General features: G+C 68.0%; 16 protein-coding genes and 3 rRNA genes. All 19 read left to right on the top strand.

Features of this window, described 5'->3' with window-relative positions; genetic code table 11:
* The first annotated feature begins 7 nt into the window (after window positions 1-7).
* The 19 genes from tyrS to F1734_RS14700 all read left to right on the top strand — a co-directional run bounded on the left by tyrS (window position 8) and on the right by F1734_RS14700 (window position 22,368).
* Window positions 8-1,285, top strand: a complete 1,278-nt coding sequence (gene tyrS, locus F1734_RS14790; protein WP_010595388.1) for a tyrosine--tRNA ligase — start codon at window positions 8-10, stop codon at window positions 1,283-1,285.
* A 461-nt stretch (window positions 1,286-1,746) separates the two neighbouring features.
* Window positions 1,747-3,269, top strand: a 16S ribosomal RNA gene (locus F1734_RS14785).
* A gap of 304 nt (window positions 3,270-3,573) precedes the next feature.
* Window positions 3,574-6,706 (top strand): 23S ribosomal RNA (locus F1734_RS14780).
* Window positions 6,707-6,811: 105 nt separating this feature from the next.
* Window positions 6,812-6,928, top strand: a 5S ribosomal RNA gene (rrf, locus tag F1734_RS14775).
* Together the 16S, 23S and 5S rRNA genes form the textbook arrangement of a ribosomal RNA operon.
* A gap of 67 nt (window positions 6,929-6,995) precedes the next feature.
* Window positions 6,996-8,201, top strand: a complete 1,206-nt coding sequence (locus F1734_RS14770; protein ID WP_010596553.1) for a hypothetical protein — start codon at window positions 6,996-6,998, stop codon at window positions 8,199-8,201.
* On the top strand, window positions 8,198-9,187 hold the full coding sequence (locus F1734_RS14765) for an HAD-IIA family hydrolase (protein WP_010596552.1): 990 nt from the start codon (window positions 8,198-8,200) through the stop codon (window positions 9,185-9,187). Before F1734_RS14770 ends, F1734_RS14765 begins: the two co-directional genes overlap by 4 nt.
* Before the next feature lie 109 nt (window positions 9,188-9,296).
* Complete coding sequence (locus F1734_RS14760) at window positions 9,297-9,464, top strand: hypothetical protein (RefSeq protein ID WP_010596551.1); 168 nt, start codon at window positions 9,297-9,299, stop codon at window positions 9,462-9,464.
* Window position 9,465: 1 nt separating this feature from the next.
* Window positions 9,466-10,290: a TlyA family RNA methyltransferase gene (locus tag F1734_RS14755; protein WP_203010729.1), complete on the top strand. Its 825-nt coding sequence runs from the start codon at window positions 9,466-9,468 to the stop codon at window positions 10,288-10,290.
* On the top strand, window positions 10,287-11,231 hold the full coding sequence (locus F1734_RS14750; RefSeq protein WP_010596549.1) for an NAD kinase: 945 nt from the start codon (window positions 10,287-10,289) through the stop codon (window positions 11,229-11,231). The genes F1734_RS14755 and F1734_RS14750 overlap by 4 nt, the downstream gene beginning before the upstream one ends.
* A 1-nt stretch (window position 11,232) precedes the next feature.
* Complete coding sequence (gene recN, locus F1734_RS14745; RefSeq protein ID WP_203010728.1) at window positions 11,233-13,026, top strand: DNA repair protein RecN; 1,794 nt, start codon at window positions 11,233-11,235, stop codon at window positions 13,024-13,026.
* A gap of 56 nt (window positions 13,027-13,082) precedes the next feature.
* Entirely contained in the window at window positions 13,083-14,267 is a 1,185-nt protein-coding gene (gene steA / locus F1734_RS14740) for a putative cytokinetic ring protein SteA (RefSeq protein WP_010596547.1), read from the top strand.
* Entirely contained in the window at window positions 14,264-15,214 is a 951-nt protein-coding gene (locus F1734_RS14735) for a copper transporter (protein ID WP_010596546.1), read from the top strand. Before steA ends, F1734_RS14735 begins: the two co-directional genes overlap by 4 nt.
* Window positions 15,215-15,374: 160 nt before the next feature.
* Entirely contained in the window at window positions 15,375-17,159 is a 1,785-nt protein-coding gene (locus F1734_RS14730) for a CTP synthase (RefSeq protein WP_026138095.1), read from the top strand.
* A gap of 6 nt (window positions 17,160-17,165) precedes the next feature.
* Complete coding sequence (locus tag F1734_RS14725; RefSeq protein ID WP_048773822.1) at window positions 17,166-17,792, top strand: NUDIX domain-containing protein; 627 nt, start codon at window positions 17,166-17,168, stop codon at window positions 17,790-17,792.
* Between the two features lie 4 nt (window positions 17,793-17,796).
* Window positions 17,797-18,714, top strand: a complete 918-nt coding sequence (gene xerD, locus F1734_RS14720) for a site-specific tyrosine recombinase XerD (RefSeq protein WP_010596543.1) — start codon at window positions 17,797-17,799, stop codon at window positions 18,712-18,714.
* Between the two features lie 100 nt (window positions 18,715-18,814).
* The gene (locus F1734_RS14715) at window positions 18,815-19,798 is read left to right on the top strand and encodes a ParA family protein (protein ID WP_238423952.1); all 984 of its coding nucleotides are present in this window, start codon (window positions 18,815-18,817) and stop codon (window positions 19,796-19,798) included.
* A gap of 3 nt (window positions 19,799-19,801) precedes the next feature.
* A complete protein-coding gene (locus tag F1734_RS14710) occupies window positions 19,802-20,641 on the top strand; it encodes a segregation and condensation protein A (protein ID WP_010596541.1) in 840 nt (279 codons plus the stop codon).
* Window positions 20,638-21,324: an SMC-Scp complex subunit ScpB gene (gene scpB, locus F1734_RS14705; RefSeq protein ID WP_010596540.1), complete on the top strand. Its 687-nt coding sequence runs from the start codon at window positions 20,638-20,640 to the stop codon at window positions 21,322-21,324. The genes F1734_RS14710 and scpB overlap by 4 nt, the downstream gene beginning before the upstream one ends.
* 12 nt (window positions 21,325-21,336) lie before the next feature.
* The gene (locus F1734_RS14700; protein WP_017682153.1) at window positions 21,337-22,368 is read left to right on the top strand and encodes a pseudouridine synthase; all 1,032 of its coding nucleotides are present in this window, start codon (window positions 21,337-21,339) and stop codon (window positions 22,366-22,368) included.
* The last annotated feature ends 10 nt before the right edge of the window (window positions 22,369-22,378 follow it).

Here is a 22,378-nt window from a genome sequence, read left to right as displayed (position 1 = left end):
TCGAGCAGTGACTGAGCACATCCTCGACGAACTGACCTGGCGCGGGCTGATCGCCCAATCGACCGACCTCGACACACTCCGCCGCGACCTCGACGCGGGCCCGGTCACGCTCTATGCCGGATTCGACCCGACCGGCCCCAGTCTGCACGCGGGTCACCTCGTGCCGTTGCTCGCACTCAAGCGCTTTCAGCGGGCGGGCCACCGGCCGATCGTGCTGGCCGGCGGCGCCACCGGCATGATCGGCGACCCGCGCGAGGTGGGGGAGCGGACCATGAACTCGGCGGACACGGTCGCCGAGTGGGCCGAACGCATCCGTGGGCAGCTCGAGCGGTTCGTCGACTTCGACGATTCCCCGACCAGCGCGATCGTCGTGAACAACGCCGACTGGACCTCCTCCCTCAGCGTCGTCGACTTCCTCCGCGATGTCGGCAAGCACTTCTCCGTCAACGTCATGCTCGCGCGCGACACCGTCAGACGCCGGCTCGAGGGCGACGGCATCTCGTACACCGAATTCAGCTACATGCTGCTCCAGGCCAACGACTACGTGCAGTTGCGTCGTCAGCACGGGTGCACCCTGCAGGTGGGTGGATCGGACCAGTGGGGCAACATCATCGCGGGCGTCGAGCTCAACCGGCGGACGGACGCCGCGGCAGTGCATGCGCTCACGGTCCCGCTCGTCACCTCCGCCGACGGAAAGAAATTCGGAAAGTCCACCGGCGGCGGAAGCCTGTGGCTCGATCCGCAGATGACCACCCCCTATGCCTGGTACCAGTACTTCGTCAACGCCGCGGATGCCGACGTCGTGAAGTACCTGCGGTGGTTCACCTTCCTGGATCAGGAGGAGCTCGCCGAACTCGAGACGGCGACGGCCGAGCGGCCGCACGCCCGTGAAGCGCAGCGCCGGCTCGCGGCCGAGATGACGACTCTCGTTCACGGAGAGGCGAACACTCGCGCGGTCGAACTGGCGAGTCGGGCGTTGTTCGGGCGAGGCGAGCTTTCGGAGCTGGACGAGGCGACCCTTTCCGCCGCCCTGGCAGAGGCTTCCGTCGCCGAGGTGCACGACGGGCAACCCGACACGATCGTCGACCTGCTCGTCGCAACAGGTCTGTGCGAGAGCAAGGGCGCGGCCCGGCGCACGATCAAGGAAGGGGGCGCCTCCGTGAACAACCAGCGCGTCGCGTCCGAGGACTGGGTCCCGTCGAGTGCGGATCTTCTGCACGGTCGCTGGCTCGTGCTGCGGAGAGGCAAGCGCAACTTCGCCGGCGTCCGCATCGAGCGCGGCTGACGAGAACGCCCTCACCCGCTGACGGGCCGCTGACCTGCTGGTTTGACGGCCCGTTAGCGGTGGCGTAACTTTGTCGTCGTTCGAGCGACACGGACACCGACCCGGACCGAGAGGTACGGAAGTTGGTTGTGTCCTGACCGACCGAACGGCCGACACGATGATCGCAGACGCTGATTGCGTAGGTGAACTCGGAGTGTTAGGATAGAACGGTTGCCCCGGAGCCGAACGCGAGAGCGCGAAGCGACGGTGTGTGCGTGTTCTTTGAGAACTCAACAGTGTGCCGATGAATGTCAGTGCCAAATTATTTTGGTGCGGTCACTTCACTTTTGTGGGGTGGTTGTTGCTGGCTGCCGCATTCTTCCGTCTGTGGTGGTCAGTGTTTTTGCTAGTTTGAGTTTTTTGCTAGTGATTCGGCTCTACGCTTATGGCTGATCGGCCCTTCGGGGTTTGATTGAGAGTCTTCAACGGAGAGTTTGATCCTGGCTCAGGACGAACGCTGGCGGCGTGCTTAACACATGCAAGTCGAACGATGAAGCCCAGCTTGCTGGGTGGATTAGTGGCGAACGGGTGAGTAACACGTGGGTGATCTGCCCTGCACTTCGGGATAAGCCTGGGAAACTGGGTCTAATACCGGATAGGACCTCGGGATGCATGTTCCGGGGTGGAAAGGTTTTCCGGTGCAGGATGGGCCCGCGGCCTATCAGCTTGTTGGTGGGGTAACGGCCCACCAAGGCGACGACGGGTAGCCGGCCTGAGAGGGCGACCGGCCACACTGGGACTGAGACACGGCCCAGACTCCTACGGGAGGCAGCAGTGGGGAATATTGCACAATGGGCGCAAGCCTGATGCAGCGACGCCGCGTGAGGGATGACGGCCTTCGGGTTGTAAACCTCTTTCAGTACCGACGAAGCGCAAGTGACGGTAGGTACAGAAGAAGCACCGGCCAACTACGTGCCAGCAGCCGCGGTAATACGTAGGGTGCGAGCGTTGTCCGGAATTACTGGGCGTAAAGAGCTCGTAGGCGGTTTGTCGCGTCGTCTGTGAAAACCCGCAGCTCAACTGCGGGCTTGCAGGCGATACGGGCAGACTTGAGTACTGCAGGGGAGACTGGAATTCCTGGTGTAGCGGTGAAATGCGCAGATATCAGGAGGAACACCGGTGGCGAAGGCGGGTCTCTGGGCAGTAACTGACGCTGAGGAGCGAAAGCGTGGGTAGCGAACAGGATTAGATACCCTGGTAGTCCACGCCGTAAACGGTGGGCGCTAGGTGTGGGTTTCCTTCCACGGGATCCGTGCCGTAGCTAACGCATTAAGCGCCCCGCCTGGGGAGTACGGCCGCAAGGCTAAAACTCAAAGGAATTGACGGGGGCCCGCACAAGCGGCGGAGCATGTGGATTAATTCGATGCAACGCGAAGAACCTTACCTGGGTTTGACATACACCGGACCGCCCCAGAGATGGGGTTTCCCTTGTGGTCGGTGTACAGGTGGTGCATGGCTGTCGTCAGCTCGTGTCGTGAGATGTTGGGTTAAGTCCCGCAACGAGCGCAACCCTTGTCCTGTGTTGCCAGCACGTAATGGTGGGGACTCGCAGGAGACTGCCGGGGTCAACTCGGAGGAAGGTGGGGACGACGTCAAGTCATCATGCCCCTTATGTCCAGGGCTTCACACATGCTACAATGGCCGGTACAGAGGGCTGCGATACCGCGAGGTGGAGCGAATCCCTTAAAGCCGGTCTCAGTTCGGATCGGGGTCTGCAACTCGACCCCGTGAAGTCGGAGTCGCTAGTAATCGCAGATCAGCAACGCTGCGGTGAATACGTTCCCGGGCCTTGTACACACCGCCCGTCACGTCATGAAAGTCGGTAACACCCGAAGCCGGTGGCCTAACCCCTCGTGGGAGGGAGCCGTCGAAGGTGGGATCGGCGATTGGGACGAAGTCGTAACAAGGTAGCCGTACCGGAAGGTGCGGCTGGATCACCTCCTTTCTAAGGAGCAACTCCTCGTGCACCCCGAGCAGTCGGGGACGGTAAACGCATGCAGGCAGAGCCATTTCGGATTCACACGTAATCCGGTGGTGCTCATGGGTGGAACGCTGACAGGTATTTTCTTCGTCACCGCCGGTCCGAGTGCCGGCGGGAAGAGAGTTATATCGGTGCACTGTTGGGTCCTGAGAGAACACGCGAGTGTTCGATCAGCGACGATGCCTGTCAAAGCTTCTGCCGGTCGGTGGGGTGAGTAGTGGGTGTTGTGTGTTGTTTGAGAACTGCACAGTGGACGCGAGCATCTTTGTTGTAAGTGTTTATGAGCGTACGGTGGATGCCTTGGCACCAGGAGCCGATGAAGGACGTGGGAGGCTGCGATATGCCTCGGGGAGCTGTCAACCGAGCTGTGATCCGAGGATTTCCGAATGGGGAAACCCAGCACGAGTGATGTCGTGTTACCCGCGCCTGAATATATAGGGCGTGTGGAGGGAACGTGGGGAAGTGAAACATCTCAGTACCCACAGGAAGAGAAAACAACATGTGATTCCGTGAGTAGTGGCGAGCGAAAGCGGAAGAGGCTAAACCGCGGGTGTGTGAGAGCTGGCAGGCGTTGCACTCGTGGGGTCGTGGGGCCCTTCTTCCCATCACTGTCATGGTGGGCGAGAGTAAGAAACCGGTGTGTTAGTCGAAGTGGTCTGGAACGGCCCGTCGTAGAGGGTGAGAATCCCGTAGACGAAAACATGCCGGCTCTCGTGGAGGGTGCCCGAGTAGCAGCGGGCCCGTGAAATCTGCTGTGAATCTGTCGGGACCACCCGATAAGCCTGAATACTCCCTGGTGACCGATAGCGGACTAGTACCGTGAGGGAAAGGTGAAAAGTACCCCGGGAGGGGAGTGAAATAGTACCTGAAACCGTGCGCTTACAATCCGTCGGAGCCTTCGAGCAGTTTGGTCTGCTGGGGGTGACGGCGTGCCTTTTGAAGAATGAGCCTGCGAGTTAGTGGCATGTCGCGAGGTTAACCCGTGTGGGGTAGTCGTAGCGAAAGCGAGTCCGAACAGGGCGTATCAGTGGCATGTTCTAGACCCGAAGCGGAGTGATCTACCCATGGCCAGGGTGAAGCGACGGTAAGACGTCGTGGAGGCCCGAACCCACTTAGGTTGAAAACTGAGGGGATGAGCTGTGGGTAGGGGTGAAAGGCCAATCAAACTCCGTGATAGCTGGTTCTCCCCGAAATGCATTTAGGTGCAGCGTCGCGTGTTTCTCACCGGAGGTAGAGCTACTGGATGGTCTAGGGGGCCCACAAGCTTACCGAAATCAGCCAAACTCCGAATGCCGGTGAGTGAGAGCGCGGCAGTGAGACTGCGGGGGATAAGCTTCGTAGTCGAGAGGGAAACAGCCCAGATCGCCGGCTAAGGCCCCTAAGCGTGTACTAAGTGGAAAAGGATGTGGGATCGCTGAGACAACCAGGAGGTTGGCTTAGAAGCAGCCACCCTTGAAAGAGTGCGTAATAGCTCACTGGTCAAGTGGTTCTGCGCCGACAATGTAGCGGGGCTCAAGTACACCGCCGAAGCCGCGGCACTCACACAACACCCACTCGTTTCTGCGGAGACGGGTGCAGTGGTGTGGGTGGGTAGGGGAGCGTCGTGCCGCCGGGGAAGCGCCGGAGTGATCCAGGTGTGGAGGCGGCGCGAGTGAGAATGCAGGCATGAGTAGCGAAAGACGAGTGAGAAACTCGTCCGCCGAATGACCAAGGGTTCCTGGGCCAGGTTAATCCGCCCAGGGTGAGTCGGGACCTAAGGCGAGGCCGACAGGCGTAGTCGATGGACAACGGGTTGATATTCCCGTACCCGTGTGAACGCGCCCCTGGTGAATCATCGGTACTAACCGTCCAAAGGGTGATCGATCTCCTTCGGGAGACGGGATCCTGCTGCACGGGACCTTCGGTGGTAGTAGCCAAGCGATGGGGTGACGCAGGAAGGTAGTGGGGCCGGTCAGTGGTTGTACCGGTGTAAGCCTGTAGGGCGTGACATAGGCAAATCCGTGTCGCACGAGCCTGAGAGGTGATGCGTAGCCGAATGAGGCGAATTCCATGATCCTATGCTGCCGAGAAAAGCCTCTAGCGAGCTTTCACACGGCCCGTACCCCAAACCGACACAGGTGGTCAGGTAGAGAATACCGAGGCGATCGAGAGAACTGTGGTTAAGGAACTCGGCAAAATGCCCCCGTAACTTCGGGAGAAGGGGGACCAGCCCTGGTGAAGACCTTCGCGGTCGGAGCTGGGGGTGGTCGCAGAGACCAGAGAGAAGCGACTGTTTACTAAAAACACAGGTCCGTGCGAAGTCGTAAGACGAGGTATACGGACTGACGCCTGCCCGGTGCTGGAAGGTTAAGAGGACCGGTCAGCGGAGCGATCCGCGAAGCTGAGAATTTAAGCCCCAGTAAACGGCGGTGGTAACTATAACCATCCTAAGGTAGCGAAATTCCTTGTCGGGTAAGTTCCGACCTGCACGAATGGCGTAACGACTTCTCTGCTGTCTCAACCACAGACTCGGCGAAATTGCATTACGAGTAAAGATGCTCGTTACGCGCGGCAGGACGAAAAGACCCCGGGACCTTCACTACAGCTTGGTATTGGTGTTCGGTTCGGTTTGTGTAGGATAGGTGGGAGACTGTGAAGCGGTGACGCCAGTTACCGTGGAGTCGTTGTTGAAATACCACTCTGATCGTATTGGACCTCTAACCTCGGACCCTGATCGGGTTCAGGGACAGTGCCTGGTGGGTAGTTTAACTGGGGCGGTTGCCTCCCAAAATGTAACGGAGGCGCCCAAAGGTTCCCTCAGCCTGGTTGGCAATCAGGTGTCGAGTGCAAGTGCACAAGGGAGCTTGACTGTGAGACCGACAGGTCGAGCAGGGACGAAAGTCGGGACTAGTGATCCGGCACCGGCATGTGGAAGCGGTGTCGCTCAACGGATAAAAGGTACCCCGGGGATAACAGGCTGATCTTCCCCAAGAGTCCATATCGACGGGATGGTTTGGCACCTCGATGTCGGCTCGTCGCATCCTGGGGCTGGAGTAGGTCCCAAGGGTTGGGCTGTTCGCCCATTAAAGCGGCACGCGAGCTGGGTTTAGAACGTCGTGAGACAGTTCGGTCTCTATCCGCCGCGCGCGTTAGAAACTTGAGGAAGGCTGTCCCTAGTACGAGAGGACCGGGACGGACGAACCTCTGGTGTGCCAGTTGTCCCGCCAGGGGCACGGCTGGTTGGCTACGTTCGGAAGGGATAACCGCTGAAAGCATCTAAGCGGGAAGCCTGTTCCAAGATGAGGTTTCTCACCCCCTCGAGGGGGTAAGGCCCCCGGCAGACCACCGGGTTGATAGGCCGGAACTGGAAGTGCGGCAACGCATGCAGGTGACCGGTACTAATAGGCCGAGGACTTACCACGAAGAAGCTACGCGTCCACTGTGCGGTATCTGAAACAGCACACACATCAGATACCGAAGCCCGACAAGGGTATTCGAGAACTCTGATGCGTGACGTTTCGCAGAGTTACGGCGGCCATAGCGACAGGGAAACGCCCGGTCCCATTCCGAACCCGGAAGCTAAGCCTGTCTGCGCCGATGGTACTGCACCCGACAGGGTGTGGGAGAGTAGGACACCGCCGAACACCCGTTACCGAGAGGGGACCCACCTGGTGGGTCCCCTCTCGTCGTTTTTCGTGAAAGGATTTTTCTGTGTCCGACAACAATGGTGAGCGTCGATCCTTCCGGGGTGGAGGGTCCACTCCCAGGTCGGGACGCGGAGACAGCGGCGAACGTCGCCAAGGCGGTGATCGGGGTCAGGCCCGCAGCGAGGACCGCCGGCAAGGATTCGCCGGCCGACCGGATCGCCGCGGCGAGGACCGCACGTTCCGCGGGGAACGCCGAAGTGAGGCACCCAAGGGCGCCGGGGACGACTCCCGGGAGGGCGCCCGGTCCGAGCGACCCCGCAGCGACCGCCCGCCGGGAGACCGGCGAGACCGGCCCTACGGTGAACGGCGCGGCGAGCGTCCGCATCGAAGCACGAACGAGGACCGCCGGGACGATCGGCGCACCGGTGACCGGCGTGACGATCGGACCCGGGATGATCGGCGCACCGGCACGTCCCGGGCCGGCCACGGACCCGAACAGCGGGACGGCAACGCCCCGCGCCGCCGCGGCGGCGAAGGCGGCTTCGGCCCGGGCCGGGGTCGGGAAGGCGTTCCCGCTGGACGTCGCGAATCTCGACCGGACGAGCCGGATCTTCCCGAAGACGTCGAGGCGTCGGAGCTCGATCCGACCATCCGCCGGGATCTGCTGAGCCTCGACAAGTCGAACGCCAACGCGGTGGCTCGGCACCTGGTCATGGCCGGCCGCCTCATCGACGACGACCCCCGTGTCGCCCTGGCTCATGCGCGTGCTGCGCGGCAGCGCGCCGGCCGCATCGCCGTGGTCCGGGAGGCAGCGGGCATCACCGCCTACCACGCCGGCGAATGGGCGGAGGCCCTGTCCGAGTTGCGGGCCGCTCGCCGGATGGCCGGTGGACCCGGATTGCTGGCGGTCATGGCGGACTGCGAGCGCGGACTCGGCCGACCGGAACGGGCGATCGAGCTGGGCCGTAGCGACGAGGCTCGGGCGCTGACCGGAGACGAGGCCACCGAACTGCGCATCGTCGTCGCGGGTGCCCGGATGGACCTGGGGCAGTTCGACCAGGCGGTGGTCACCCTGCAGACGCCGGAACTGGACGCCTCGCGCACCGGACCGTCCGCCGCGCGCCTGTTCTACGCGTATGCGGACGCGCTCGTGGCAGCGGGACGTACCGAGGACGGATTGAAGTGGTTCCTCAACGCCGCCGCCGCCGATCTGGAGGGGGACACCGACGCCGAGGAACGCGTCGCCGAGCTCACCGGAGAGGATCTGTGACCGGTACGGGCGCATCGTTGCGGACCCACTACGACGTCCTTCTGCTCGACCTGGACGGCACCGTCTACCGCGGCGCCGAAGCGGTGCCGGGCGCCCGCGAGGCCCTGTCCGAGGGGGCTGAGCGGTTGTTCTACGTCACCAACAACGCGAGCCGCCGCCCCGGTGAGGTCGCCAAACACCTGCGCGAACTCGGTTTCGCGGCCGACGAGTCGAACGTGGTCACCAGCTCCCAGTCCGCGGCCCGGCTGCTGGCGGAGCGGGTTCCGGCCGGCGCGCCGGTGCTGGTGGTCGGCACCGAAGCCCTCGTCGACGAGGTCGCCGGGGTCGGGCTGGTGCCGGTACGCTCCGCCGACGCCGACCCGGTGGCGGTCGTGCAGGGGCATTCCCCGGAAACCGGATGGGCGATTCTCGCCGAGGCGACGCTCGCACTGCGCTCCGGCGCGCTGTGGGTGGCGACGAACATCGACTCGACGCTGCCCACCGAGCGAGGTCTGGTGCTCGGGAACGGTTCCATGGTCGCGGCCCTGCGGTCTGCGACGGGACGTGAGCCGCTGGTGGCCGGCAAACCGGCCGCGCCACTGATCGAGGACGCCGTCGTGCGCAGCGGTGCCTCGCGTCCGCTCGTGGTCGGCGACCGGCTCGACACCGACATCGCCGGCGCGAATGCCGTCGGTGTCGATTCGCTACTGGTGCTGACCGGGGTGAGCACTGTCGCGGACCTGCTCCGGGCCCCGGCGGAGCAACGTCCCACCTATGTTGCGGACTCGCTCGCGAGTCTCGACGGCGAGGCCGCCGAGCTGCGGCCGGGCACGCGCGAGCCCCACGCGGTGTCGTTCGACGGTCGGGACGTGCATCTGGCCCCGCAACCGGCCGCGGACCCGATGGCTGCTCTTCGTGCCGTGCTCGACGTCGCCTGGTCCCATCCCGGCTTCGGTCGGGTCGTGGCGACGGACGACCTGCTGGCGCGGTGGGGAATGCCCCGCTGAGACCGTTCTGCGTGGTGTGCCGGTTCGTCACCGGCATGCACTAGCGTGGTCGATGATGAGCACGTCGATACCACGCCCAGGCGATCACCTTCCAGGCTCCCATCCGGGTATGGATCCTCGGTCGATCCACACCGATGTCGAGGGGCTGCTCACGCGTGCCCGCGACACCGCTGTCGGTGCGGCCGATCCGTCCGAGATCATCCCGCGGCAGGCGCAGCTGCTCGAACAGGCACACGACCTGCTCGTCCAGGCGCTCGCTACCGTGGACAAGATCTGACGTGGCCCGGCGAGCGCGAGTCGACGCGGAGCTGGTCCGTCGGGGCCTCGCCCGGTCCCGCGAGCACGCCGGCGAGCTGATCGCTGCGGGACGGGTCCTCGTCCACGGCACGGTCGCGACGAAGCCTGCGACGCAAGTCGATCCGGGGGCGCCCCTGTTGGTCACCGAGGTCGCCGACGAGGTGGAGTGGGCGTCACGAGGTGCTCACAAGCTGCTCGGCGCCCTCGAGGCGTTCACCGACCGGGGACTTCGGGTCGCCGGCCGGCGGTGTCTCGACGCCGGGGCCTCCACCGGGGGCTTCACGGACGTGCTGTTGCACGAGGGCGCACGGGAAGTCGTCGCCGTCGACGTGGGCTACGGCCAGCTGGTGTGGCGGCTGCAGTCCGACGACCGGGTCCGCGTGATCGATCGAACAAACGTGCGTAACATCGATGCGGACGCGATCGGGGGGCCGGTCGAGCTGGTGGTGGCGGATTTGTCCTTCATCTCGCTGAAGCTGGTGCTTCCGGCGTTCGTGCGGTGCGTGACCGCGGGCGCAGATCTGCTACCCATGGTCAAACCGCAGTTCGAGGTCGGGAAGGAGCGGGTCGGCAGTGGCGGTGTCGTCCGGGATGCGGCATTGCGGACCGAGGCGGTCCTCGACGTCGCGCGCGAAGCCCAGACTCTCGGGCTGCGTACCCTCGGGGCGGTGGCCAGTCCGCTGCCCGGTCCGTCCGGCAATGTCGAATACTTCCTGTGGCTGCGCGCCGGGCAACCGGGCCCGGCCGAGCCGGACGCGGACGTGGTCGAGCTGGTCGAACGAGCCGTGCAGGAAGGACCCCAGTGACCACAGATAGTGCAGCGCCCGGCCCGGAGCGCGCGACCCGCGAGGTCCTGCTCGTGTCCCACTCGGGACGGGTCGAGATCGCCGCGACGGCGCAGCGCACGGCGAAGATCTTCGGCGAGGCCGGCATCGGGCTGCGGGTGCTCGACGACGAGGTCGCCAGCACCGGTCTGGGTCCCCTGGCCGGACCCGAGGGCCGGGTCCGCATCGTCGAACCCGGACCGGACGCCGCCCGGGGTTGCGAGATGGTGATCGTGCTCGGCGGCGACGGCAGTTTCCTGCGCGCCGCCGAACTGGCCCAGTGCGCGACGGTGCCCGTGCTCGGAATCAACCTGGGACGCATCGGTTTCCTCGCCGAGGCCGAGACCGAGCATCTCGAGGAGGCGCTGGCACAGGTGGTGCGCCGCGAGTACCGGGTCGAGGAGCGGATGACGCTGGACGTCGCGATCCGGGTCGACGACGCGATCGTCGACCGGGGATGGGCGCTCAACGAGGCCAGCCTCGAGAACAAGTCCCGCCTGGGCGTGCTCGAGGTGGTGCTCGAGGTCGACGGTCGGCCGGTGTCGGCGTTCGGATGCGACGGAGTGCTGATCGCCACCCCGACCGGCTCGACCGCCTACGCGTTCTCCGCCGGCGGCCCGATCGTCTGGCCGGAACTCGAAGCGTTGCTGGTGATTCCCAGCAACGCCCACGCTCTGTTCGCCCGGCCCATGGTGACCAGCCCGGAATCGCTGATCGCCGTGGAGACCCTCGCCGGCAGCCACGACGGGCTGGTGTTCTGCGACGGCCGCCGCACCCTCGACCTGCCCGCGGGTGGGCGGCTCGAGGTGGTCCGCGGCAAGCATCCCGTGCGGTGGGTGCGCCTGGACTCGGCGCCGTTCGCCGACCGAATGGTGCGCAAGTTCGATCTTCCGGTGAAGGGCTGGCGGGGAAGGAGACTGTGAGGTGCTTGCCGAGATCCGGATCGACAATCTGGGGGTCATCTCCGAGGCGGGCGCCCAGTTCCACGGCGGTCTGACCGTCCTGACCGGCGAAACCGGAGCCGGCAAGACCATGGTCGTGACCAGCCTGCATCTACTGTCGGGGGTCCGCGCCGACCCTACCCGCGTCCGTGTCGGCGCCGCCCGCGCCGTCGTGGAGGGTCGGTTCTGCATCGACGCCGACGGCGGCTCGGGCGCGGAGGGCGCCGTGCCCAGCCACGTCGAGCGGGAGGTGGCGCGACTGCTCGAGACGACCGGCGCCCAGCGTGACGAGGACGGCAGCATCATCGCGGTCCGCACCGTCGGCAGCGATGGCCGCTCCCGCGCCCACCTCGGCGGTCGCAGTGTCCCGGTGGGGGTGCTCTCGGAGTTCACCGATCCGCTGCTGACCGTGCACGGCCAGAACGATCAGCTGCGGCTGCTGCGACCCGACCAGCAGCGCGCCGCGCTCGACCGGTTCGCCGGCAAGACGATCACGTCGCTGCTGTCGACGTACCAGGAACACCGCCGGCGCTGGCTGGCCGCGCGGGACGAACTACTCGAACGCACCGAGAAGTCCCGCGAACTCGCGCAGGAGGCGGACCGCCTGCGGTTCGCGCTCGACGAGATCGACGCGGTCGACCCGCAGCCGGGGGAGGACACCCGGATCGTGGCCGAGGTGCGCCGGCTCGGCGACCTCGATTCGCTGCGCGACTCCGCCCAGGGCGCACAGGCCGCGCTCGCCGGCGGCGACGGCGACGACGTGGGCGGCGCGGCGGCGCTGGATCTGCTCGGGGAGTCCCGGGCGCGCCTCGAGGCGGCCGAGGACCCCGCCCTGCGCGAGCTCGGGCCGCGGCTCGACGAGGCCATCGCCGTGGTCACCGACGTCGCGGGCGAGCTGTCCGGGTACCTGTCGGACCTGCCGTCCGATCCGGGTGTCCTCGAGACGTTGCTCGGCCGTCAGGCCGAGCTGAAATCGCTCACCCGCAAGTACGCCGCGGACATCGACGGCGTGCTCGCGTGGGCCCGCGACGCCCGTGATCGGTTGACGCGGATCGACGTGTCCGCCGATGCGGTCGCCGAGCTCGCCGCACGCGCCGACCGTGAGGCGGCCGCGACCGCCGAAGCCGCCACCGCCCTCACCGCCGCCCGCAGGAAGGCTGCCGACAAGCTCGCCAAGGCGGTGAGCAAGGAGCTCTCCGGCCTGGCGATGGGACGGGCGAGTCTGGACGTGCAGGTGCGGGACCGGGAGGCGGGACCGCAGGACAGCGCACCTCTCGAGGTCGGCGGGCGGTTGCTGCACGCCGGCACGTCGGGTGTCGACGACGTCGAGTTCCGGCTCGCCGCGCACAGCGGCGCCCGGTCCCTGCCGATCGCCCGCAGCGCCTCCGGCGGCGAGCTCTCCCGCGTGATGCTCGCGCTCGAGGTGGTGCTGGCCGGATCCGAGCGCGGCGCCACGATGGTGTTCGACGAGGTCGATGCGGGGGTCGGCGGTCGCGCGGCGGTCGAGATCGGCCGGCGCCTGGCCCGGTTGTCCCGCACGCATCAGGTCATCGTGGTCACCCATCTACCGCAGGTCGCTGCATTCGCCGACACCCATCTCGTCGTCGACAAGGTCGACGACGCGGGCGGCGTCGTCAGCAGCGGGGTGCGCACCCTCACCGAGACCGAACGAGTCGCCGAACTCGCCCGCATGCTCGCCGGTCTCGGCGACACCGAGACGGGCCGGGCCCACGCCGAGGAACTGCTCGCCACCGCGCACGCCGAACGCCGGGGCTGATCCCGCCCCGGCGCGCCTCCGTTGCCCGACCGCGGCCCGGGTTCATCATCGATGCCATGAAGATGCCGGCGCTGCTGTCACGCAATAACGAAACGTTGCCCGGAGTGAGCGGCATTGCCCGGGTCGACAAGAACCAGACCAAGCTCCTGCGTCGGGTCGGTCCCGGCGACATCGTCGTTCTCGACGCCGTCGACATGGACCGCGTCACTGCCGACGCGCTCGTCGAGGCGGGAGTGACCGCCGTGGTCAACGCCTCGACGTCGATCACCGGCCGCTACCCGAACCTCGGCCCCGAGGTGCTCGTGGCCAACGGCATCGCCCTGATCGACAACACCGGTCCCGAGGTGTTCAAGAAGATCAAGGACGGCGCCAAGGTTCGCCTGCACGAGGGCGGGGTCTATTCCGGGGAGCGGCTGCTGATCCAGGGCGAGGAGCAGACCGAGACCGAGATCTCCGACCGCATGATCGAGGCGAAAACCGGTCTGGTCGACCACCTCGAGGCGTTCTCGGGCAACACCATCGAGTTCATCCGTTCGGAGAGCCCGCTGCTCATCGACGGGGTCGGAGTGCCCGACGTCGACGTGGACCTGCGCGACCGGCACGTGGTGGTGGTCGCGGACGGACCGGACCACGAGCAGGACCTGAAGAATCTCAAACCGTTCATCAAGGAGTACTCGCCGATCCTCGTCGGTGTCGGCACCGGCGCCGACACGCTCGTCCGCGCCGGGTACCGGCCGGATCTGATCGTCGGCGACCCGGACGAGATCGGCACCGAAACCCTCAAGTCCGGCGCCGAGGTGGTGCTGCCGGCCGATCACGACGGTCACGCGCCCGGTCTCGAACGGATCCAGGACCTGGGCATCGGCGCGATGACATTCCCCGCCACCGGCGCCCCCGCCGACCTGGCGCTGCTGCTCGCCGACCACCACGGCGCCGCCCTCGTCGTCACCGTCGGCAGCACCGTCTCGCTCGACGAGTTCTTCGACCAGGGCCGCCGTGACAGCAACCCGTCGGCGTTCATGACCCGGCTGAAGGTGGGCCCGAAACTGGTCGACGCCAAGGCCGTCGCCACCCTCTACCGCAGCCGCGTCTCCGGCGGGGTGATCGCCCTGCTGGTGTTCGCCGCGCTGATCGCCGTGATCGTCGCCCTGATCGTGTCCAACCTCGGCGGCGACGTCGTGGACTGGGCCGTGCAGAGCTGGGACAGCCTCGTGGTGTGGGTGCAGGGGCTGACCGCGTGATCTCGTTGCGTCACCACGCAATCTCGATCGCAGCAGTCTTCCTCGCCCTGGCCGTGGGCATCGCCCTCGGCTCCGGGCTGTTGTCGGACAGCGTCGTCGCCGGCCTGCGCGACGACCGGTCCGAGTTGCAGCGCCGGCTGCAGGACGCCGAGGACCGCACTAACGCGCTCACCGAGCAGCTCAACGCGGCGGACGGCTTCGACGCCGCCGTGTCCGGACGCATCGTGCGCGACACGCTCGCCGGTCGCACGGTGCTCATGATCGCCACCCCCGACACCGACCCGGCGGACCTGGACGCGGTGATCCGCACCGTCGAGGCCGCGGGCGCCGCCGTGACCGGCCGGATCTCGCTGACCGAGTCCTTCGTCGACGCCGCGGGCGCCGACCAGTTGCGCACCACCGTCACCAACGTCGTGCCCGCCGGGGTGCAGTTGCAGACCGGCGCCGTGGACCAGGGCAGCCTGGCCGGCGACCTGCTCGGCGCCGTGCTGCTCGTCGATCCGGCGAACGCGCAACCGCGCAGCACCCCCCAGGAACGCGACCTCGCCCTGTCCACGCTGCGCGGCGGCGGATTCGTCGCATACGACGACGGGACCGTCGAGCCCGCGCAGGCCGCGATCGTCGTCACCGGCGACGGGGAGGCCGGGGCCGAGGCCGGCGGTAACCGCGGCGCGCTGCTGGCCCGCTTCGCCGCCGCGTTCGACTCCCGGGGCGCCGGCACGGTCCTGGCCGGACGGCCCGGCGCCGCCGTCGGCAACGGGGCCGTTGCCGTGGTGCGGGCCGACGCGGCGCTGTCGGCCGGTCTGTCCACGGTCGACACCGTCGACCGCGAATCCGGCCGTATCACCACGGTGCTGGCGCTGCAGGAACAGCTCGCCGGGGTGTCGGGCCGGTACGGAACCGGGCCCAACGCCGGCGCCGTCACCGTCGGAACCGCCGCCCGCTGACGGGGCGCGCCGCGGCGGACGGTGTGATCCCCGTCCGATCCGGGCGAGTCGTGTACGCGGGACCCGCGGCAGGTGTTACCGTGAAGTTCCGTGGGTCGTGCAGGCCCCAGTTGTTCCGTCATCAGTCCGAAGTCCTGCACCAGACGTCACGGGAGCTTCTTTGCCACAGTCACGCCACTCGCGTACCGCCACCAAGCACATCTTCGTCAGCGGGGGTGTCGCCTCCTCGTTGGGCAAGGGGCTGACGGCATCGAGCCTGGGCGCTCTTCTCACCGCGCGCGGAATGCGCGTGACCATGCAGAAGCTCGACCCCTACCTGAATGTCGATCCCGGCACCATGAACCCCTTCCAGCACGGCGAGGTCTTCGTCACCGAGGACGGCGCCGAAACCGACCTGGACGTGGGCCACTACGAACGCTTCCTCGACCGCGATCTCAACGCCGCCGCCAACGTCACCACCGGCCAGATCTACTCCACGGTCATCGCCAAGGAGCGGCGCGGCGAGTACCTCGGCGACACCGTCCAGGTGATCCCGCACATCACCGACGAGATCAAGAACCGGATCATGGCGATGGCCGGCCCCGACAAGGACGGCAACGTTCCCGACGTGGTCATCACCGAGATCGGGGGAACCGTCGGCGACATCGAGTCCCAGCCCTTCCTCGAAGCGGCTCGCCAGGTCCGCCACGACGTCGGTCGCGGCAACGTCTTCTTCCTGCACGTCTCCCTCGTGCCCTACCTGGCCCCGTCGGGCGAGCTGAAGACCAAGCCCACCCAGCACTCGGTGGCGGCGCTGCGCAACATCGGCATCCAGCCCGACGCGCTGGTGCTGCGCTGCGATCGGGAGGTCCCCGCCGCCCTCAAGGCGAAGATCGCGCTGATGTGCGACGTGGACGTCGACGGCTGCATCTCCTGCCCCGACGCCCCGTCGATCTACGACATCCCCAAGGTCCTGCACCGCGAAGGCCTGGACGCCTACGTCGTCCGCCAGCTCGGCCTGCCGTTCCGCGACGTGGACTGGACCGTGTGGGGTGATCTGCTCGACCGGGTGCACCAGCCCCGCGAGACCGTGCGGGTCGCCCTCGTCGGCAAGTACGTCGACCTGCCCGACGCCTACCTGTCGGTCACCGAGGCGTTGCGGGCCGGTGGGTTCGCACACCGCGCCAAGGTCGACATCCGCTGGGTGCCCTCCGACGACTGCGAAACCGAGGCCGGCGCCCAGGCCGCGCTCGGCGACGTGGACGCGGTCCTGATCCCCGGCGGCTTCGGCATCCGCGGCATCGAAGGCAAACTCGGCGCGATCCGCTACGCCCGCACCCGCAAGATCCCGCTGCTCGGCCTGTGCCTGGGCCTGCAGTGCGTGGTCATCGAAGCGGCCCGCTCGGTCGGCATCGCCGACGCGAACTCCGCCGAATTCGACCCCGACACCACCCACCCGGTGATCTCCACGATGGCCGATCAGGAGCAGGCCGTCGCGGGAGAAGCCGACCTGGGCGGCACGATGCGGCTCGGCTCCTACCCGGCCGTGCTCACCAAGGGCTCGGTCGTCGCGCGTGCCTACGGCAGCGAACGGGTCTCCGAGCGGCATCGCCACCGCTACGAGGTCAACAACGCCTACCGCGACCGGATCGCCAAGTCGGGCCTGACCTTCTCGGGCACCTCCCCGGACGGGCATCTCGTCGAGTTCGTCGAATACCCCGCCGACGTGCACCCGTTCTTCGTGGCCACCCAGGCGCATCCCGAGCTCAAGAGCCGCCCCACCCGGCCGCACCCGCTGTTCTCCGCATTCGTCGCGGCCGCGCTGCGGTACAAGGCCGCCGAGCGGCTGCCGGTGGACGTGCACGGCGACGACGCCGACCACGCCCTGGTCGACGGCGGCGCCGCGGCGCCGACCGTGTCCGAGGACGCCACCGTGTCCGAGAACGCCACCGCCGGCGGCAAGTAGCCGACCGTGACGCAGCGACACGAGTTCCGGACACTGTCCACACGCCGGATCCACACCGGCGCCATCGTGTCGCTGCGCGTGGACCGGGTCGCCATGCCCGACGGGCACGAGGCCGAGCGGGAGGTGGTCGAACACCACGGCGCCGTCGCGATCGCCGCGGTCGACGCACAGGATCGGCTGATCCTCATCCACCAGTACCGCCACCCGCTCGGCCACCGCCTCTGGGAGCTGCCCGCCGGGCTGCTCGACGCGCCCGGCGAGGACCCGCTCGACGCGGCCCGCCGGGAACTCACCGAGGAGACCGGCCTGGCCGCCGCCCGCTGGGACCTGCTCGTCGACCTCGCCCTGTCCCCGGGGTTCACCGACGAGGCCGTGCGCGTATACGCGGCCCGGGACCTGTCCACCGCCGACCGGCCCGACCCCGAACACGAGGAGGCGGACCTCGAGATCCGCCGGGTCCCCGTCGACGAGGCCGTCGCCATGGTGCTCGGCGGACAGATCGTCAACGCCACCGCGGTCGCCGGAATCCTCGCTCTCGCCGCCACCCGCCGCGACGGGGCCCTGCGTCCCGCCGACGCCGAGTGGCCCGACCGGCCCCGCGCCCTGCTGCGCACCAAGAGCCTCGGGAACTGACGCCGTGCTGGCCCGACAGCTCGACGCCTACCTCGACCACCTCACCGTCGAACGCGGGGCCGCCCCCAACACCCTCGCCTCCTACCGCCGCGACCTCACCCGATACCTCGAACACCTCACCGACCTTGGCATCGCCGACCTCGCCGAGGTGCGCGAGGAACACGTCGGCGACTTCGTCACCGCGCTGCGCCGCGGCGACCCCGAACGCGGCAGGCCCGCCCTCGCCGCGAGCTCCGCCGCCCGAGCCCTCGTCGCCGTGCGCGGCCTGCACCGCTTCGCCACCACCGAAGGCCGCACCCCCGTCGACGTCGCCCGCGCCGTCAAACCCCCCGCCGCGGGCCGGCGCCTGCCGAAGGCCCTGCCGGTCGCCGACGTATCGGCCATCCTCGACGCCGCAGGCACCGGTGCCGACGGACCCCGGGACCTGCGCGACCGGGCGCTGCTCGAACTGCTGTACTCCACCGGCGCGCGCATCTCCGAGGCCGTCGGCCTCGACGTCGACGACCTCGACACCACCCACCGGTCGGTGCTGCTGCGCGGCAAGGGCGGCAAGCAACGCGTCGTACCGGTCGGCCGCCCCGCACTGGCCGCCGTCGACGCCTATCTGGTCCGCGGCCGCCCCGCCCTGGCCACCGGACACACCCCGGCCCTGTTCCTCAACGCCCGAGGGGGCCGACTGTCCCGGCAGAGCGCCTGGCAGGTACTGCAGACCGCCGCCGGCCGGGCCGGAATCACCGCCGCCGTCTCCCCGCACACCCTGCGCCACTCCTTCGCCACCCACCTCCTCGACGGCGGCGCCGACGTGCGCGTGGTGCAGGAACTCCTCGGCCACGCCTCGGTGACCACCACCCAGATCTACACGCAGGTCACAGCCGGTGCGCTGCGCGAAGTATGGGCCGGGGCCCACCCCCGCGCCCGGTAGCCACCACGGCGGCAGGGCGTGTCCACGGCGCCATCGCACCATCCGAAGCGGTAGCGTTGACCCGACAGCCGAGCGAGCAGGACAGGGGGAGCAGGGGACAGTGGCGACACCACAACCGCCCGCAGCGGACACAGCGCCCGCGGCGGACACAGCGCCGGCCTCGCAGCACGCCCTGCTCCACGGCCGCCCCGACGTCGACGCGGCCCACACCGACCCGGACCCCACCCACACCGCGGAACCCGAAGCCGAACTCGGCCCCACCGGACGACCCCGCCGGTACGTCCCGGAACCGCAGCCGCTGCCCGGTCACGGACCCGCGAAGATCATCGCGATGTGCAACCAGAAGGGCGGGGTCGGCAAGACCACCTCCACTATCAACCTCGGCGCCTCCCTCGCCGAATACGGCCGTCGCGTCCTGCTCGTCGACCTCGACCCCCAGGGCGCCCTGTCCGCCGGACTCGGCGTCGCCCACCACGACCTCGACCTGACCGTGCACAACCTGCTCGTCGAACGCGGAATCTCCGTCGACGACGTCCTACTGCACACCCGGGTCGAAGGACTGGACCTGCTACCGAGCAACATCGACCTGTCCGCCGCCGAAATCCAGCTCGTCTCCGAGGTCGGCCGCGAACAAGCCCTCGGCCGAGCCCTGTACCCCGTCCTCGACCGCTACGACTACATCCTCGTCGACTGCCAGCCGTCCCTCGGCCTGCTCACCGTCAACGCCCTCGCCTGCGCCGACGCGGTCATCATCCCGATGGAATGCGAGTACTTCAGCCTGCGCGGACTGGCCCTGCTCAACGACACCGTCGACAAGGTGCGCGACCGGCTCAACCCCAAGCTCAGCCTCGCCGGGATCCTCGTGACCATGTTCGACTCCCGCACCCTGCACGCCCGCGAGGTGATGTCCCGCGTCGTCGAGGTCTTCGGCGACCTCGTCTACGACAGCGTCATCGCCCGCACCGTCCGGTTCCCCGAAACCAGCGTCGCCGGCGAACCCATCACCACCTGGGCGCCGAAATCCGCCGGCGCCGAGTCCTACCGGGCCCTGGCCCGCGAAGTGATCCATCGCTCCGGCCGATAACCCGTGACCGTGGACAACCCAGGCCCGACCCCACCGGATCCGGCCCAGCCCGCCGCGACCCCCGCGGGATTCCAAGTACGACTGCGCAACTTCGAAGGCCCCTTCGACCTGCTGCTCACCCTGATCTCCCAGCACCGCCTCGACGTCACCGAAGTCGCCCTGCACGAGGTCACCGACGAATTCATCGCCTACACCCGCGCCCTCGGCCCCCGGATGGGGCTCGACCAGACCACCGAATTCCTCGTCGTCGCCGCCACCCTGCTCGACCTCAAGGCCGCTCGCCTCCTGCCCTCGGGCGACGTCGACGACCCCGAGGACCTCGCCCTGCTCGAGGCCCGCGACCTGCTCTTCGCCCGCCTGCTGCAGTACCGCGCCTTCAAACAGATCGCCGACCGGTTCGCCGAGTTCGAAGCCGCCGCCCTGCGCCGCTACCCCCGCACGGTCGCACTCGAACCGCAGTACGAAAACCTGCTGCCCGAGGTCGTCCTCGGCGTCGACGCGACCCGGTTCGCCGAGATCGCCGCCGCCGCCTTCCGGCCCAAACCGCCCCCGCGCGTCGGCCTCGACCACCTCCACACCCCCCGCGTCTCCGTCCCGGAACAGGCCGCCCGCCTGCTCACCCTGCTGCGCGCCCTCGGCGCCGGCACCTGGGCCACCTTCGGTCACCTCGTCGCCGAATGCGACAACGGCCTCCAGGTCGTCGCCCGGTTCCTCGCACTGCTCGAGCTCTACCGCGAACGAGCCGTCACCTTCGACCAACCCGAACCGCTCGGACCGCTGCACGTGGCCTGGACCGGTGAGAACGACGACACCGTCACCACATTCGAGGAGGACTACGGGTGAGCAGCGCCACACCGGACCCCGATGCGCACGGACTCGACGCGGAACTGCTCGAGATGAGCGACGACGAACTCGCCGCCGCCCTCGAAGCACTGCTGCTCGTCGTCGACACCCCCGCACCCAACGCCCAGCTCGCCGACGCGATCGGCGTCACCGCCACCCGCGTCGAGACCACCCTGCACCGCATGGCCGCCGACCTCGACGCGCGCGGCTCCGGCATCGACCTGCGCTACGCCGGCGACGGCTGGCGCTTCTACACCCGCCGCGACTACGCCCCCTACGTCGAACGACTCCTGCAGGGCGGCGCCCGCACCAAACTCACCCGCGCCGCCCTCGAGACCCTCGCCGTCGTCGCCTACCGCCAGCCCGTCACCCGCGCCCGCGTCAGCGCGGTGCGCGGCGTCAACGTCGACGGCGTCATGCGCACCCTCCTCGCCCGCGACCTGATCGCCGAGGACGGCACCGACCCCGAGACCGGCGGCACCCGCTACGTCACCACCGAACTGTTCCTCGAACGCCTCGGACTGGCCTCCCTGCACGATCTGCCGCCGCTCGCGCCACTGCTCCCGGACGTCGATGTGATCGACGACATCAGCGAAAGTCTCGAGGCCGACCCACGATTTGCGAGAATGGGAAGGAACCCGCGCACCGAGGTCCCCTCGCCCGCGCCGTTCGATCCCGATTGAGACAGGAAAAAAGTGCACAAGCCCGCTCGCCGTGATGGCACACCGGACCGCAGAAAGACCAACTCCCGCGCAGGGAATCCACCCCGCGAACGCCGGGGCGAACCCGCCGCCCGCGCGGCCACATCGAAGCCCGCCGCCGGCGCGGCCACACCGAAGAAGGCACACCGCAAGGGCGACACCCCGCTCAACAAGCGCGGCCGTCCCGCCGCCCCCAAGCCCCAGGCCCAGCGCCCCGCGGCCCTGCCCAAGATCAGCAACGCCAGACCCGCCCGGCACCAGCACGCTGCCGAACGCCCGCAACTGCCCGCCGGCGAAGGCGTGCGCCTGCAGAAGGTCCTCGCCCAGGCCGGAGTCGCGTCCCGCCGGGCCGCCGAAGAACTCATCGCCGCCGGCCGCGTCGAGGTCGACGGCGCCATCGTCACCGAGCAGGGCCTGCGCGTGGACCCCGAGAACGCCGTGATCCGCGTCGACGGCATCCGCGTCGTCGTCGACAAGGACCTCGTCCACCTCGTGCTCAACAAGCCCCGCGGCTGGCAGTCCACCATGTCCGACGACCTCGGCCGCCCCTGCGTCGGCGACATCGTCTCCGAACGCGTCGCCGCCGGCCAGCGCCTCTTCCACGTCGGCCGGCTCGACGCCGACACCGAAGGACTGCTGCTGCTCACCAACGACGGTGAACTCGCCCACCGGCTCATGCACCCCTCCTACGAGGTGACCAAGACCTACCTCGCCACTGTCAAGGGCGTCCTTCCGCGCGGCATCGGCAAGCAGCTGCGCGCCGGCGTCGAACTCGACGACGGCCCCGCCAAGGTCGACTCCTTCGCGCTCCTCCAGGTCAACGAGGGCCAATCCCTGGTCCGCCTCGAACTGCACGAAGGCCGCAAGCACATCGTGCGCCGGTTGCTCGACGCCGTCGGCCACCCCGTGATCCGCCTCGTGCGCACCGACATCGGCCCCGTCGCGCTCGGCGACCAGCGACCCGGCACCCTGCGGGTGCTCGGCCGCAAGGAAGTCGGCGGCCTCTACCAGGCGGTGGGCCTGTGAGCTCGCTCGT

The organism is Rhodococcus ruber, assembly GCF_016804345.1.
GTDB classification, from domain to species: Bacteria; Actinomycetota; Actinomycetes; order Mycobacteriales; family Mycobacteriaceae; genus Rhodococcus; species Rhodococcus ruber.
Note: the sequence above shows the minus strand (reverse complement) of the source record. Positions and strands in the feature narration are given on the sequence as shown.

Excerpts from the sequence above, each read along its gene's own strand:
- F1734_RS14760 (WP_010596551.1), top strand. The coding sequence starts at position 9,297 with ATGGATCCTCGGTCGATCCACACCGATGTCGAGGGGCTGCTCACGCGT.
- steA (WP_010596547.1), top strand. The coding sequence starts at position 13,083 with ATGAAGATGCCGGCGCTGCTGTCACGCAATAACGAAACGTTGCCCGGA.